The sequence below is a fragment of the Stenotrophomonas sp. VV52 genome (assembly GCF_002893095.1).
In the GTDB taxonomy this organism is placed as follows: domain Bacteria; phylum Pseudomonadota; class Gammaproteobacteria; order Xanthomonadales; family Xanthomonadaceae; genus Stenotrophomonas; species Stenotrophomonas aracearum.
In genome coordinates this window covers 20,249-34,541 of the sequence record NZ_PKQQ01000012.1, presented here as the reverse complement: position 1 = coordinate 34,541, position 14,293 = coordinate 20,249, and the positions used below count along the sequence as shown (strand labels likewise).

Annotated in this window: 11 protein-coding genes; 8 read left to right on the top strand and 3 right to left on the bottom strand. The window is 66.4% G+C overall.

Annotated features, from left to right (window positions below):
• Positions 1 to 9 precede the first annotated feature (9 nt).
• The 6 genes from C2U58_RS16925 to C2U58_RS16895 all read left to right on the top strand — a co-directional run bounded on the left by C2U58_RS16925 (position 10) and on the right by C2U58_RS16895 (position 7,779).
• Positions 10 to 3,831, top strand: a complete 3,822-nt coding sequence (locus C2U58_RS16925; RefSeq protein WP_216362414.1) for a M48 family metallopeptidase — start codon at positions 10 to 12, stop codon at positions 3,829 to 3,831.
• 746 nt (positions 3,832 to 4,577) lie between these two features.
• Positions 4,578 to 5,771 (top strand): heparan-alpha-glucosaminide N-acetyltransferase domain-containing protein, encoded by a 1,194-nt coding sequence (locus C2U58_RS16915; protein WP_102946921.1) that lies wholly within the window; start codon positions 4,578 to 4,580, stop codon positions 5,769 to 5,771.
• Between the two features lie 78 nt (positions 5,772 to 5,849).
• The gene (locus tag C2U58_RS16910) at positions 5,850 to 6,239 is read left to right on the top strand and encodes a hypothetical protein (protein ID WP_102946920.1); all 390 of its coding nucleotides are present in this window, start codon (positions 5,850 to 5,852) and stop codon (positions 6,237 to 6,239) included.
• On the top strand, positions 6,236 to 6,658 hold the full coding sequence (locus tag C2U58_RS16905) for a GNAT family N-acetyltransferase (protein WP_102946919.1): 423 nt from the start codon (positions 6,236 to 6,238) through the stop codon (positions 6,656 to 6,658). Before C2U58_RS16910 ends, C2U58_RS16905 begins: the two co-directional genes overlap by 4 nt.
• 141 nt (positions 6,659 to 6,799) lie before the next feature.
• On the top strand, positions 6,800 to 7,324 hold the full coding sequence (locus C2U58_RS16900; RefSeq protein WP_102946918.1) for a DUF6622 family protein: 525 nt from the start codon (positions 6,800 to 6,802) through the stop codon (positions 7,322 to 7,324).
• Between the two features lie 50 nt (positions 7,325 to 7,374).
• Positions 7,375 to 7,779 carry a GFA family protein gene (locus C2U58_RS16895; RefSeq protein WP_102946917.1) on the top strand — a complete coding sequence of 135 codons (405 nt, stop codon included), beginning with the start codon at positions 7,375 to 7,377 and terminating at the stop codon, positions 7,777 to 7,779.
• Positions 7,780 to 7,786: 7 nt separating this feature from the next.
• Here the strand turns inward: C2U58_RS16895 and C2U58_RS16890 are convergent, their stop codons facing one another.
• Positions 7,787 to 10,993 carry a response regulator gene (locus tag C2U58_RS16890; protein ID WP_172448177.1) on the bottom strand — a complete coding sequence of 1,069 codons (3,207 nt, stop codon included), beginning with the start codon at positions 10,991 to 10,993 and terminating at the stop codon, positions 7,787 to 7,789.
• 18 nt (positions 10,994 to 11,011) lie between these two features.
• Here C2U58_RS16890 and C2U58_RS20105 point away from each other — a divergent pair, with 18 nt between their 5' ends.
• Positions 11,012 to 11,230 carry a hypothetical protein gene (locus tag C2U58_RS20105; protein ID WP_172448176.1) on the top strand — a complete coding sequence of 73 codons (219 nt, stop codon included), beginning with the start codon at positions 11,012 to 11,014 and terminating at the stop codon, positions 11,228 to 11,230.
• A gap of 13 nt (positions 11,231 to 11,243) precedes the next feature.
• Here the strand turns inward: C2U58_RS20105 and C2U58_RS16885 are convergent, their stop codons facing one another.
• Positions 11,244 to 11,993 (bottom strand): SDR family oxidoreductase, encoded by a 750-nt coding sequence (locus C2U58_RS16885; RefSeq protein ID WP_102946915.1) that lies wholly within the window; start codon positions 11,991 to 11,993, stop codon positions 11,244 to 11,246.
• A 123-nt stretch (positions 11,994 to 12,116) separates the two neighbouring features.
• Between C2U58_RS16885 and C2U58_RS16880 the strand changes: the two genes are divergently transcribed.
• Positions 12,117 to 13,025 carry a LysR family transcriptional regulator gene (locus tag C2U58_RS16880; RefSeq protein WP_102946914.1) on the top strand — a complete coding sequence of 303 codons (909 nt, stop codon included), beginning with the start codon at positions 12,117 to 12,119 and terminating at the stop codon, positions 13,023 to 13,025.
• Here C2U58_RS16880 and C2U58_RS16875 read toward each other — a convergent pair.
• Complete coding sequence (locus tag C2U58_RS16875; RefSeq protein ID WP_102946913.1) at positions 12,976 to 14,226, bottom strand: acyltransferase family protein; 1,251 nt, start codon at positions 14,224 to 14,226, stop codon at positions 12,976 to 12,978. The two genes, C2U58_RS16880 and C2U58_RS16875, sit on opposite strands and share 50 nt — an antisense overlap.
• Positions 14,227 to 14,293 lie beyond the last annotated feature (67 nt).

Genomic DNA, 14,293 nt, shown 5'->3' with positions numbered 1-14,293 from the left:
GGGATGATCATGTTGGATTCGCTTTATCCGGCGGGGCCTTCGGCCGTGCCTGCTCAGTTGACCGCACCCAGCTCCGCGTACCGACGCCATGCATGGCTTGCGGTGGCCGGCCTGCTGAGTTTCGCCGCTGCCTACTTTGCCCTGATGGGCTGGTTTGGCTGGACCGCGTTCCGTGTACTCCGCACGCTTGTGTCCGGCGAGGGCGGCAACACGCTGGTGAACATCATCGTGGGCGTGTGCGCGCTGTTCCTGGCTGCGTTCATGGCCAAGGGGCTGATCTTCCTCAAGCGTGGCCAGGCGTCCAAGGAGCTGGAGCTCAAGCCGGCCGACCAGCCTGAGCTGTTCGCATTCCTGCACCGCCTGGCCGACGAGGCCGGCGCGCCGCGGCCCAAGCGGGTGTATCTGTCCTCGCGGGTCAACGCCGGGGTCTTCTACGACCTTTCGCTGTTCAACCTGCTGCTGCCCTCGCGCAAGAACCTGGACATCGGGCTGGCGCTTGTCAATGCGCTGAACCTGACCGAGTTCAAGGCGGTGCTGGGCCATGAGTTCGGCCACTTCGCGCAGCGCACGATGGCGGTGGGGCGCTGGGTGTACGTGGCCCACCAGATCGCCAGCCAGCTGGTGGCCCGGCGCGATGCGCTGGATACGTTCCTGGCCGGCCTTTCGCGCACGGACTTCCGCATCGCCTGGGTAGGCTGGCTGCTGTCGCTGGTGGTCTGGGCCATCCGCTCGCTGGTGGACACCGCCTTCAGCGTGGTCGCGCTGTCCGAGCGTGCCCTGTCGCGCGAGATGGAGTATCAGGCCGACCTGGTGGCCGCCTCGCTGGCCGGCAGCGATGCGCTGGTGCATGCCCTGCACCGGCTGGGCGCGGCGGACGAAGCCTGGGACCGGTCGGTGGCCTTCGCCTCGCGCGAGTTCGAGGCCGGCCGTGCCGTGGCCGACCTGTTCGCAGTGCAGACGCGGATGCTCGCCAACCTGCGCCGGGTGTCGCCCGACCCGCTGTATGCCGATCCACCGCAGCTGCCGGAGAGCGACCGCGAGCAGCATCGCGTGTTCCGCAGTGCGATGGTGCGCGTGCCGCAGATGTGGTCCACGCATCCGGCCAACGCCGACCGCGAAAACAACCTGAAGCGACGTTACGTGGCGGCTGCCATCGACGAACGCCCTGCCATGCTGCTGTTCCGCGATGCGGACGCGCTCCGGCACCAGATCACCCGCGACATGCTCCGCGAGACGCCGCCGGCCTTCGCCGACGGTGCGGAAACGCTGAGCCGGCTCGACGCCGAGTTCGACATCCGCGCCATGCACCATCGCTACCAGGGAACCTACCTGCGTCGCTCCTTCGTGCGTGGTGTCGCCACGCCCGCCGAGCTGTTCCTGCGTACGCTGACGCCGCTGGACAACACCGAGGTGCGCGAGCGCATCGCCGGCCTGTATGCAGCCCGGCATGGCCAGGCACTGCAGCAGCTGCGCGTGCTGGAAGAAGAGCGCGCGACGCTGGACGCCGCCCGATTGGGTCACCTGCGTGCGTCGGGAAACCGCGTGCATTGGCGCGGCCAGGTGCTGGACGCCCGGCGCCTCGGCCCGGCCATCGCGACCCTGGATGCAGAGATCGCACCGCTGCGCCAGGCCGTCGTCCAGCACGATCAGGAGTGCCGCAGCCTGCACCGGCTGGCCGCGCGCCGCAACAGCGAAGGTTGGGAGGCGGTGCTGGAAGGCCAGGTCGCCCTGCTGCACTTCTGCGAACACGTGGAGGCGGACCTGCGCGATGTGTACGGGGTCTTCGTCAACACGCTGCACGTGGTGACGGCCGACAAGCGCGTTTCCGACAAGGAGATGCGCCGACTGCTCGGTGACGCCGATCGCGTGCAGCGCGCCCTCGAATTCATCTACGGCCGCGCCGGGGACTGCGTCGTCGACGCGACCGTGGTCGAGCACGGTGGCCAGCCCCTGGCGCAGGCGCTGGGCGAGCTGGGCCTGCTCGGACCATCGCAGCAGAACATCAACGACTGGGTGCAGCGCGCGGGCGGTTGGGTTGCGCATACCTGCGGCACACTCTCACTGCTGCGCGCGGCGGCGCTGGAGGCGCTGCTGGCGAACGAAGACGCCGTGGTCGGGCGCCTGGATTCCGGCGAGGCGGCGCCCGCCGCACCGACGCCGTCGCGGGTTCCCGCGGGCTACCCGGTGCTGGTCCCCGGCCAGGAGCGCAAGCTGCAGACCAAGCTGGGCTGGTGGGATCGATTCCAGACCGCCGACGGCTGGGCGGCCAGCGTCGTGCGTGCGTCGGTTGCGGCGGCCATCGTGGTCGGCGTGCTGGTGTTCGGCATGCACACCGGCACCGCGACGGTCTCGCTGTACAACGGCCTGGCCACAGCGGTGCGGGTGACCGTCGACGGCACTACGGTCGCGCTGCAGCCGCAGCAGAGCGCCACCGTGGACGTGGCACCGGGGACCGCGCACAAGGTGGTCACGCACAGCGCGGACGGGCAGCTGATCGAGTCCTTCGACAGTGAGCGCATGCCTGGCCGTTCGCACTTCACGTACAACGTGGCCGGTGCGGCGCCGCTGGTGGAGTGGACGGCGGTCTATGGCGGTGCAGAGGGCGCCCCTGAGCGCAAGCTGGGTGCGCAGCGCTGGTCGGCCACCGATGCCGACGTCGTGCTGGAGACGCCGCCGACCTCCATTTCGACCAAGTATGGAACCGGAGGCACACGTTCGGTGCTGACGGCCATGGGCGATCTGTCTCCGCAGCAGCAGCTGGGCTTCGTCAACAGCGACGAGCAGCGTGCGGCCCTGGTCATGGCCCATGCGCGCTGGGATGCGCCGGGCTCGCGCCACCTGACAACGTGGCTTTCTGCAGCTGCGATGTACTCGGACAACATGCCGGGCCTCATTGCAGATCGACTGACGCGGTATCCCGAGGACGTGGCGACGCTGCGCATGGAGCAGGAGCTCGGCGAGGGCCAAGCGCACGAGGCAGTGTGTGCTCGCCAGCGGCAGATGTCCGAGCGTAAGCCTGGGTCTTCGTCGCTGGCCTATCTGGCGGTGCGCTGCATGGCTGATGGTCCGGAGCAGGACGAGGCGTTCTCCGCTGGACATCGCCGCTGGCCGCAGGAGCCGTGGTTCGCGCTTGCGAGCGGTTACGTGCTTGCCGCTCGCGGCGACTGGGCCGGCGCCAACGAGGTCCTGTCGAAGTCGGCGATGTCGGAGCAGACGGCGGAGTTCGTGGCACCGGAGTTGGCACGCATCAAACGCATGCTGGGCGCCAGCCCGGGCGAGATCGAGTCGCTGGCGTCCCAGTCGGCCCACCTGACCAACATGTTGGCGCTCGACAGCGGCGAGGCTACCGGCTCGCCGTACGATGCCTATCTACCGCTTGGGCGGGGCGAGTACGCGCAGGCGCTGGAATTGGCGCAGGCCGATGCCGAACTGTTGCCCCGCATGGTTCGCCTGGTTGCCGCGTCCGATGGCGCGTCGGCCGACGTGGCCGAGAAGGCACTGGGGCTCCCGGCCGAGGCGGGCGTGGATGGGGATTCCATCTGGACCATGTGGGCACTGGCGTTGCGGCACGGCCGCGATGAAGCGGCATGGCGTGAGAAGGTGCTGGCCACCGACCCGGACGAGGCAGCGCGCATGGTGGCGTTCGTCGATGCGGTGCGGGCGAATGCCTCGGTACAGCAGGCCGAGGCCGTGCTTGGCCACGTCAATCCGAGCAACCGCGGCTACGCCTATACCGTTGCAGCCGTAGTGCGCGGCCAAGCGTGCCCGCAGGTATGGCGCGAAGGGGCCAAGCGCCTGCTGTTCGGTTCGGAGCGTCCGCACCTGATGTGAGGGTATGGACGCACGTGTGGCGAGTCTGCGTCGTTGGCGAAGACTCGCCGCAGCTGGCACTCACTCTGGTGGGAAGCTGACCGGAACGCGGGCCGGGCTGATGGGCCGTTTTGCTGTGCTGCGGGGGTGTTCGTGGCAGCATGCGAGCATGACTCAACTTACGATAGCCTGCCTTGGGGTCGTCACTCTCTGCCTCGTCGGCTGTGCCAACCTGGATGAAGCCCCGACTCTGGCTGCGCCGCCGAGCGCGATGCCCGTGTCGGACGGCGCACTTGCTCAGTCCATTGGCATCGAAACGTTGGGCGGCGTGTTTACTCCGCTGCTTGCCAAAGGGTGCGGTCTTCCGTGCTCACTTTCCCAGACGTTCAGCACGGCAGAGGATGGCCAGGACCAGATCCGCATCCACATGTTGCTAGGGGACGCCGATCGCGTCGACGCAACTGAGTCGTTGGGCACGTTCCAGATCTCAGGGGTCCCGGCCTTGCCTCGAGGCGAACCCAGCATCCGTGTGGATTTCAGGGCGGGGCCGGATGGGATAACCCTTCGCGCCGTGGACAGTAGTGATGGGAGTCGCCTGCCCATTGCTCGTGTCGGTCCCTAGCAGTCTGCAGCTCTGGATGACGTCGGCTGTTTGTGACTTGAATTGAGATATTATAACATTTCTAGTCTAGTGTCCCTGCACAGGTTGCGAGCCCCTGCGGCGCCGCGCCTCTGCCGGGCTGAAGCAGTTGATCGAAGGAGAACAGATGACCGGTACCCCGACTTCCATGCCGATGGGGATGAATGCTCCCCTCGGTGCCAAGCCGGGTGCGGGTCGCCTGTATAGCATCGACGCGCTGCGTGGCTTCGTAATGGTCCTGATGCTGCTCGACCACCTGCGCGAGACCTGGTTCCTGCATGTACCGGTGGCCGATCCCATCGATGCCACCACGGCGCTGCCGGCGATGTACTGGGCGCGCCTGGCGGTGAGTCTGTGTGCACCCATCTTCGTGGCGCTCACGGGCATTTCTGCCTACCTGTTCAGTACGAAGCACACGCTGGCAGAGACCCGCATGTACCTGATCAAGCGCGGGCTGGTGCTGATGGCGCTTGAAGTGTTCTTCCTGTCCGAGCTGTACTGGGGCATTGCCGCGCCCACCTTCTGGCTGCAGGTGATCTGGTGCATCGGCGTGTGCATGATCGTGCTGGCGCTGCTCATCGGCCTGCCGCGCCGGCTGCTGCTGGTCGGTGGCCTGCTGATCGTGTGCGGCCACAACCTGCTTGACGGCATCCGGCTGGAACCGGGTCATCCGCTGTTCGCGCCGTGGGCGATGCTGCACCAGCGTGATGTCATCGACCTTCCGTTTGGTTTTGTCGCCAAGACCACCTACCCGGTGCTGCCGTGGATCGGCGTGATCGTGCTCGGCTTTGCCATTGGTCCCTGGTTCTCGCCGGGTGTCGCCGCTCCTGCGCGTCGGCGTCGGCTGATCTGGCTGGGCACGGCCATGCTGCTGGCGTTCTTCCTGGTGCGCCTGTGGAACGGTTACGGCGATGCGCCGTGGTTCGTGGTGGAAGGCGACCCGATGCGAACGGTGATGAGCTTCCTGGCGCTGACCAAATACCCGCCCTCGCTGCTGTTCCTGCTGCTCACGCTGGGCGTGGGTGCGTTGCTGCTAGCCGCCTTCGAGCTGCTGCGCGAAGGCCGGATTTCGGCGGCGCTGGCGGTGTTCGGCGGCGCCCCGATGTTCTTCTACCTGCTCCACCTCAGCGTGCTGCGCCTGCTCTACCACGGTGCCCTCGCCGTCTGGGGGCCCAACCAGGGGAGCGTGTTCGGCGTCGGGAACTACGGCTGGGTACTGGCCTGGTACGTGGCGCTGATCGTTCCGCTGTACATTCCGACCGCCTGGTTCTCCCGCTTCAAGGCGGCCCGGCGTGATATCGCGTGGTTGAAGTACCTGTAAGCGCCGGGGCGAAGACGGGCACATGAAACCCGGGCGTCGGCGGAGGTAGACTGGCGGCGGCCCCCGGCGGATCCACCCATGCAGCTTGTAATCGCCATACCCTTCTGGCTTTTGCTCTGGGCAATCCTGTCCTCGCCCTTGCTGCTTGGGTTCTATCTCTTTGCACGCTACATGCGCCGCCGCGCCGTCCGCAGTACGGCGGCTGTCGTGGTGTTCTCCCTGGTAGCCACACTGCTGATCGCTCCTGTGCCGACGCCGATTTTCACGGTGTTCCTGCCGCATGCGTTCGTCCTGATCGACAGCAACTACTACCCGACCATCGCAAATGGGCCACCAACCTTTAATCGACTGTGGCCTTGGGTCATTGCGTCGATGCTCATTACATTCGGCGTTGCGCTTGCTGTCTCCTGGCGCTACCTGCGACGACCGACGTACACCGCTGTTTCAACACGAGGCGATCTGCCATGAACGTTGCCGAATTGCGCGCCGATGAAGAGATTCTTGCCGCCCGCGATGTCATGCGGCAGTTGCGCCCGGACATTGCGGCCGACGACTACCTCGCCACGGTTCGGCGCATGATGGACGGCGGCTACCGCCAGGCGGCGGCGTTCGAGGAAGGCGAGGTGCGCGCCGTGGGAGGTTTCCGGATCTTCGAGATGCTCTATACCGGTGGGCCGCTGATGTACGTGGATGACTTGAGTACCGACGCGCGCCAGCGCTCCAGGGGCCATGGGCGTGCGCTGCTGGACTGGCTCAAGGAGGAGGCCCGGGCCAAGGGATGCGTGCAGCTCCACCTGGACTCCGGGGTGCAGCGCGCGCAGGCGCACCGGTTCTATTTCCGGGAGGGGCTTACGGTGAGTTCCTTCCACTTCCGGACTGATCTTTGATAGCCGGGCAGGGCCCGGCTCTACCTCCGGGTGTACGCCGCGATGGCTGACAGCTGTCACTTGGCCCCGGGGTAACGCAACCGGAGAATTTGCCTACACCGCGGCGCTGTACCGGCGCCCCATCGAAGCCAAGGACGTCCCATGAACATGCTGCAGCAGTTCGCCTCGCATACCCCCCTCTGGGTCTGGGCGCTTCTCATTTTCCTGCTGACCCGTGGCATCGCCGCCAGGAAGCCCGGGGAAACCTCGCTGGCCAAGCTGGCCATCGTGCCCGCGCTGTTCACCGTCTGGGGCCTGTGGTCGATCAGCCAGCGCTACGGCGCGTCCTGGGTCGCCTGGGGTGAATGGCTGGTCGGCATCGTTGCAGGCATGGGCATTGGCTGGATGCTGTTGCGTCGCGCCACGCTGACGATGAACCCGGCCACGGGCAAGCTGTGGCGCAGCGCCGACTTCACGTTGCTGCCGCTGCTGCTGATCACGTTTGCGGTGAAGTATGGCTTCGAGTCCGCACTGGCGGTGTCGCCTTCGCTGAGCGCGAACGCCACCTTCAGTGCCGCCTACCTGCTGTTGTCCGGCAGTTTCACCGGTATCTTCATCGGAAAGTACTGCCGCTACCTGCGCGCGTCGCGGCAAGCCACGGAAGGGCGAATGGGCACCGCAAGCTGAGGTCGCGCGTGCATCATGCAAGTTTTCCATGCGCGTCGGAGACCTGAAACATGCTGAAGGAAGTAGGCGGCGTCCCCATCCAGCCCAGACACCGCGCCACCTGCCACTGCGGCGCGGTGGAACTTGAGCTTGATCTGCCCGATGGCATCGTGAGCCCGCGCCGGTGCGACTGCTCCATCTGCCGGCGCAAGGGTGCGGTGGTGGCGTCCGTGCCGCTGGCCGGGTTGCACGTTGTAAAGGGTGCGGAACAGCTGAAGCTTTACCAGTTCAACACCCACGCGGCCAAGCACTACTTCTGCGGCATCTGTGGGATCTACACGCACCACCAGCGCCGTTCAAACCCGGAGCAGTACGGCTTCAACGTCGGTTGCCTGGAAGGCATCAATCCGTTTGCCATTGCTGACGTCGCCGTCGAAGACGGCGTCAACCATCCGGCGGACAGGGCACGCACCTAGCCCGCACTTACGCCATCAACCACACCCGGATAAGCGACACCAGCTTGTCCACATCCAGCGGCTTGGCCACGTAATCGCTGGCACCGGCCTGGATGCACTGCTGCTGGTCGTCGGGCATCGCCTTGGCAGTGAGGGCGATGATCGGCAACTTGCTGAAGCGCCCGTCCTGGCGGATCTCGCGGGTGGCGGTCAGGCCGTCCTTGACCGGCATCATGATGTCCATCAGCACCAGCTCGATCGGTGCGGGGCCATCGACCGCGTTGGTCAGTGTGTCGATGGCCTCCTGGCCGTTGCGCGCGATGGTGACCTTGCAGCCGTGCGGCTCCAGCACGTTCATCAGCGCGTAGATGTTGCGCACGTCGTCCTCGACGATCAGCACGCGACGGCCTTCCAGCGCGGTGTCGCGATGCTGCGCGGTGCGGATCATGCCCTGCTGCGATTCCGGCAGGTCGCTGACCACCTTGTGCAGGAACAGGGTGACCTCATCGAGCAGGCGCTCGGGTGAGCGCGCACCCTTGATGATGATGGAGCTGGAGTAACGGCCCAGGCGCATCTCTTCGGCTTGCGAGAGCACGCGGCCGGTGTAGACGATCACCGGCGGCAGCGCGTGCACGCTCTTCTCGGTGAGCAGCTCGAGCAGCTCGAAGCCGGAGGCGTCGGGCAGGGTGAGGTCGAGCACCATGCAGTCGAAGCTGTGCTGTTCCAGCGCCTGCAGGCACTCCGATGCGGAGCGCGCGCCGATGGTTTCGACATCCGCTACCGCCAGCAGCTCGCGCACGGCATCCAGTTGTACGGCGTCATCCTCCACCACCAGCACCCGACGCGGGCGCTGCGACAGACGACGCTCCAGCGAGTCGAGCACGCCGGCGAGCTCTTCGCGGGTGGCCGGCTTGCCCAGGTACCCCACCGCACCGAGCGACAACGCCTTGTGCGAATGGTCCATTGCAGAGACGACGTGGATGGGAATGTGGCGGGTCCGCATGTCGTGCTTGAGCACGTCGAGTACCGAGAGACCGGACTGGTCGGGCAGGCCGATGTCCAGCACGATGGCGTGCGGAAGCTCGCTGCGGGCTGCAGCGAGCGCTTCGCTCGCGGTGCGTGCTACCTGCGCCCGGAAGCCCATCTCCTGCGCCAGGTCGCTGACGATCTCGCCGAAGGCGATGTCGTCTTCGATGATCAGGATCAGGCCACGACCGTTGCTGCTGGGCGCCGGGCTACGCGTATCCTGCGCCTTGGCCGGGCGGACGGGGGCCATTGCGGCAGGCACGGATACCGCTGCAGATGCCGCCGGGCGCTCCGTACTGGCCAACCGAGCCGCCACTACAAGGCGGAAGCAGCTGCCCTTGCCGGGTTCGCTTTCCACGCTGATGTCGCCGCCAAGCAGTCGCGCAAGTTCCTGCGAGATCGACAGTCCAAGGCCGGTACCGCCGTAGCGCCGACTGATGGAGCCGTCGGCCTGCTGGAAGGCTTCGAAGATGCGCGACTGCTGTTCGGGTTCAATGCCGATGCCGCTGTCGGTCACCGCGAACGCCACCTTGCCATCATGCGTTGCAGAGGCGACCACGCTGACTCCGCCGACGTCGGTGAACTTCAACGCGTTCGAGAGCAGGTTCTTGAGTATCTGTTCGATGCGCTGGCGGTCCGACTCGATGATTGCCGGGCAGTCAGCCGTTGTGGACACGTCGAACGTCAGCCCCTTCTCGTTGGCCACCGGGCCCAGCAGGGCCGAGACGTCGGTCAGCAGCTTCTCCACCCCGAAGCGCTCGGCGTGCACTTCGATGTGGCCTGCCTCGATCTTGGACAGGTCCAGGATCTCGTTGATGAGGTTGAGCAGGTCGGTACCGGAGGCGTGGATGGTGCGCGCGAACTTCACCTGTTCCGCGCTGAGGTTGCCTTCGCGGTTGTCGCCCAACAGCTTGGAGAGAATCAGCGCGGAGTTCAGCGGCGTGCGCAGCTCGTGCGACATGTTGGCCAGGAACTCGGATTTGTACTGGCTGGCGCGCTGTACGTTGTTGGATTCGGCCACGATCGCCGCATTGGCGCGGGCCAGTTTGTCGCGCTCGTCCTCCAGCTGCTGCGACTGGTCGAACAGCTGGTTGTTGGTCTGCTCCAGCTCGGCCTGCTGTTCTTCCAGCTCGTGCTGGGACGCACGCAGCGCGCGGCTCTGTTCTTCAAGTTCTTCGTTCGAAACGCGCAGTTCCTCGCTCTGCACCTGCAGCGTTTCGGACTGCCGCTGGGTCTTGGCCAGCAGCTCGGAGAGCCTGGCGCGGTACGCGGCGGAGCGCAGGGCAACGGCCATGTCTCCGGAGGCGCGCTCAAGCAGCTCCACAACCTCGGCCGGCACCGCACCGAAGAAGCCCAGCTCGATGACGCCGCTTACTTCGCCCTCGTGGAGGCTGGGTGCGATCACCAGATGGCGCGGCTGGGCCTGGCCCAGGCCCGAGCCCACCGTGAAGTAGCCCGGCGGCACATCGGACACCACGATCACACGCTTTTCGTCCACGGCGCGGCCGAGCAGGCTGCCACTCCCGCGAAGCTCGCCGTCTTCAGGCGCATCGGTCGGCGAGGCGGTGCCCACCGCACCGATCTGCCTGAAGCCGGAGCCCTCCGGCACGAACAGCATGCCGGCCTCGGCGCCGGTGAATCGGGCGAGGAAGCCCAGGCTGGTGCGCGCCAGCGTACCGCTGTCCAGATCGCCACCGGTCGCGGTGGCCAGCTCCAGCCGGCCGCGCTGCAGCCAGGCGTCGCGTTCGCGGGCGCGGGTGTGTCGGCGCAGCAGGAAGGCGATGAAGATGGTCAGTACCGTTCCCAACACCGCGCTGGCCGTGCCCGAGCTCAGCGCCGTGTTGTAAGCGGACTCCATTTCCGCCAGGCGCTCCGCCCGCTTGTCGAGTTCGATCGCGCGCATGGCCGCCAGTCGCGCACGGATGTCATCCATGGCCGCCTTGCCGCTGTTGGAGTTGACCACGGCCAACGCCGCCTCGAACCCCTGGCTGCGGCGCAGGTCGATGGTTTCACGCAGCTCGTCCATCTTGTCCTGGACCCGGCGCGACAGCAGTTTGAGCCGGTCACGCTGCGCGGGATCGTCTGAAAGCGCGCTTTCCATCGCCTCCAGCCGGGTGCTGGCAACGGCCAGCGCGGTCCGGTAGGGCTCGAGATAACTCTCGTCACCGGTCAACAGGTAACCACGCTGGCCGGTCTCGGCGTCCTGCACCGCGGAGAGACGTCGCCCATGGCGTTCATCGTCGCCTGGGAGCGGATAACCAGTGCGCTGCCCTTCCGGATGGTCTGGATGTTCTTGCCGGCCAGGAACCCGCTGCCGAGGAAGAAGACCATGACCGCCAACAGCGGCCAGAGGGTGCGGAAGGCGGATCCGGTGTCCCGGGTGGCGAGGCGGGCTTGGGACGAGGGCATGGGCAAGCGAGTGGTTGGGCGCAGCCGCGCAGGCTAGCACGGCCGGAGGCTTAGACCTGCGCCATGCCGCCATCCACGAAGAACTCGATGCCGTTGACGAAGCTCGCTTCATCCGATGCCAGGAAGGCAACGGCATTGGCCACTTCCTGCGCCTCGCCCAGCCGACCCAGTGGCACCTGCGCCGCCAGGTGATCGAACAATCCCTGCCGCGCTTCGTCCGGCACCAGATCACCCAGCCCCGGCGTGCGGATCGGGCCGGGGCTGACCACGTTGACCCGGATATGGCGGTCCTTCAGGTCCAGTGCCCAGGAGCGGGCGAAGTTGCGCACCGCCGCCTTGCTGGCGCTGTACACGCTGAAGTTGGCGGTGCCCTGGATGGACACCGTGGATCCGGTGAGGACGACAGAAGCTCCATCCACCAGCAGTGGCAGCGCCTTCTGCACAGTGAACAGCACGCCGCGTACGTTGGTGGCGAAGATGCGGTCGAAGTGTTCTTCGGTGATTGCGCCCAGCGGCAGCATGTCACCACCGCCGGCGTTCGCGAACAGGATGTGCAGCTTGCCCGCCTGCCTGGCGATCTGCGCATAGACCGCATCGAGGTCGGTGGGCCGTGATGCATCGGCGCGGATGCCGGTTGCCGCGGGACCGATCGCGGCGACTGCCGCATCCAGCTCAGCTTGGCGGCGGCCGGTGATGAAGACCTTGGCGCCCAGCGCAGCCAGGTGCCGGGCGGTAGCCAGGCCAATGCCGGTGGTGCCGCCGGTGACCAGTGCGACCTTGCCATTGAGGGTAGTGCTCATGATGTTCTCCGTTGGGGCTGCCGGAAGGTGGCAGCGGGGTGGAGGAATCATGGGCGCGGGCGATAGTCCGATAAATACTGCCGAATTACATTGACTATGCACGCAGGTGCATAATCCAATGCCATGAACCAACTCATCGCCATCCGCGCCTTCGCGCGTGTCGTCGAAGCCGGCAGCTTCACCCGGGCCGCAGACTCGCTGGACATGCCGGTGACCACCCTGAGCAAGCTCGTGCGCGAGCTTGAAGGCCACCTTGGCGTGCGCCTGCTGCAGCGGACCACCCGGCGGGTGTCTGTTACCGCCGAAGGCCAGGCGTACTACGAGAAGGCGGGTCGCCTGCTGCGCGACCTGGAGGACGTCGACGCCTCCTTCAGTGCCGCCCGTGGCGCGCCGCGCGGGTTACTGCGCGTGGACATTGGCGGTTCCATCGCACGCGACCTGCTGATCCCGGCACTGCCCGACTTCATGGCACGTTACCCGGACATCCGTATCGAGTTGGGCGTCTCTGATCGCACGGTCAACCTGATCAGCGAGAACGTGGACTGCGTAATCCGCGGCGGCGCGCTGGACGACTCGTCACTGGTGGCCCGCCACCTCGGCAATGCGCACCTGATCACCTGCGCCAGCCCAAGCTACCTCAAGGCACATGGGGTACCGGCCTATCCGGATGAGCTGCGTAACGGGCACCGGCTGGTGAGCTATCTGCTGCCCTCGAGCGGGCGCCCAGTGCCATTCCGCTTCCGGGGCGAGCAGGGCCCGTTCGAGATCAAGGCAGAGCACCGCCTCGGCATCAATGAAAGTAACGCACATCTGGCGGCGGCCGTTGCCGGCATGGGACTGGTGCAGACCTTCAGCTACGCGGCAGGCCCGGCGCTGCGCAGCAAGGCACTGGTGGAGGTGCTGCAGCCTTGGCGGCCAGCGCCGTATCCGTTCCATGCGGTGTACCCCAACAACCGACACGTGACCCATCGACTGCGGGTCTTCATCGACTGGCTGGTGGAGGTGATGCCGCCGTTGTTGGCGACACCTTGACCCGCGACGATGGCAGCGGGGTCGCCGCACTGGGCCTACGCATCTTCAGACCAAACAACGGACGCACCCATGTCATCCGTCTGATGACTTCGTAGAGGAAGAACGCCAGTGCAAACGTCACCACCACCAGCAACGGTCCCTCCACCAGCGGCGCAAGACCCAGCGGCTTCAGATTGTGCGCGGCCACCACGATGATGGTCTGGTGCAGGATGTAGACCGGGAACACCGCTGGGACGAGATAGCGCAACGCGCGGTTGTCACTGGGGTTCCAATGCCGGGCAAAGCCCAGCACCGCGACGATCGCGCACCATTGATTCACGCCCCACACCGCCCGCATCAGCATGCGCAGTGCCGGCACCGGCTCACTTTCGGCGTAGTAGGTGACGAAGTAGGCGATCAGTCCTGCCCAGCTGGCGAGCCACAGGATCAGCGCGGTCCAACGCAAGCGGGCCAGGGCGTTCCAGAACGCCTCCGCCCTCGCCAGCAGGAAGCCCAGCAGGAACACTGCCCCGTATTGCGCGTGGTTGTACCAGTCGCCCACCAGTGCATGGGTCGATTCGAAGCGGGCAGAAAGCGTTACCCGCAGCACCGCCAACAGTACGGCAGGCCAGATCAGCGCGCCGTACCCGGAAAGCATGCGTTCCATTCCCGTTCCAGTCGCCCGCAGCGCACCGGGCGCCAGGCTCCACAGCAGCCAGATCACCACCGTGTACACCCACAGGTAGGCAACGAACCACAGGTGGTTCCACGTGGGTACGCGCAGGCAGCCGTCCGCGTCGCAGAAGCCCTCGTAGCCCGAAAGGTACTGGCCCCAGAAAGTCAGGTAACCGTGGTGGTACCCACCCGGCAGCTGCTCGACCACCTCGTAGTAGGACTGCGGCGTCACCACCACGACCATGCCGAACACCAGCGGCACCAGCAGGAACCACGAGCGGCTCCCCAGCAGGCGCAGTCGGCTGCCGCCAGCCCCCGCCCTGGCGTCGATCTTTCCGAACATGAAGGCGGTCGCTGCGCCGGAGACGAGGAACAGCAGCGACAGCCGCCACGGCGCAGTCAGCACCATGAAGGGCTCCAGCGCGTGGCTGGCATTCGGGCTTTTTACATGCCAGTCCCAGGTCACGTAGTACATGCCCACGTGGTACAGGACCAGCACGCCAAAGGCGCACACGCGCACCCAGTCCAGGTCGTATCGGCGTTGCATGGTGCTCTCCAGTGGGCAGGTAGCCCAACGCTGGGCCCAGTCGCCCGGCCCCGCCAGCGCGAAGGGC

Excerpts from the sequence above, each read along its gene's own strand:
- C2U58_RS16925 (WP_216362414.1), top strand. The coding sequence starts at position 10 with ATGTTGGATTCGCTTTATCCGGCGGGGCCTTCGGCCGTGCCTGCTCAG.
- C2U58_RS16915 (WP_102946921.1), top strand. The coding sequence starts at position 4,578 with ATGACCGGTACCCCGACTTCCATGCCGATGGGGATGAATGCTCCCCTC.
- C2U58_RS16910 (WP_102946920.1), top strand. The coding sequence starts at position 5,850 with ATGCAGCTTGTAATCGCCATACCCTTCTGGCTTTTGCTCTGGGCAATC.
- C2U58_RS16905 (WP_102946919.1), top strand. The coding sequence starts at position 6,236 with ATGAACGTTGCCGAATTGCGCGCCGATGAAGAGATTCTTGCCGCCCGC.
- C2U58_RS16900 (WP_102946918.1), top strand. The coding sequence starts at position 6,800 with ATGAACATGCTGCAGCAGTTCGCCTCGCATACCCCCCTCTGGGTCTGG.
- C2U58_RS16895 (WP_102946917.1), top strand. The coding sequence starts at position 7,375 with ATGCTGAAGGAAGTAGGCGGCGTCCCCATCCAGCCCAGACACCGCGCC.
- C2U58_RS20105 (WP_172448176.1), top strand. The coding sequence starts at position 11,012 with ATGGCGTTCATCGTCGCCTGGGAGCGGATAACCAGTGCGCTGCCCTTC.
- C2U58_RS16885 (WP_102946915.1), bottom strand. The coding sequence starts at position 11,993 with ATGAGCACTACCCTCAATGGCAAGGTCGCACTGGTCACCGGCGGCACC.
- C2U58_RS16880 (WP_102946914.1), top strand. The coding sequence starts at position 12,117 with ATGAACCAACTCATCGCCATCCGCGCCTTCGCGCGTGTCGTCGAAGCC.
- C2U58_RS16875 (WP_102946913.1), bottom strand. The coding sequence starts at position 14,226 with ATGCAACGCCGATACGACCTGGACTGGGTGCGCGTGTGCGCCTTTGGC.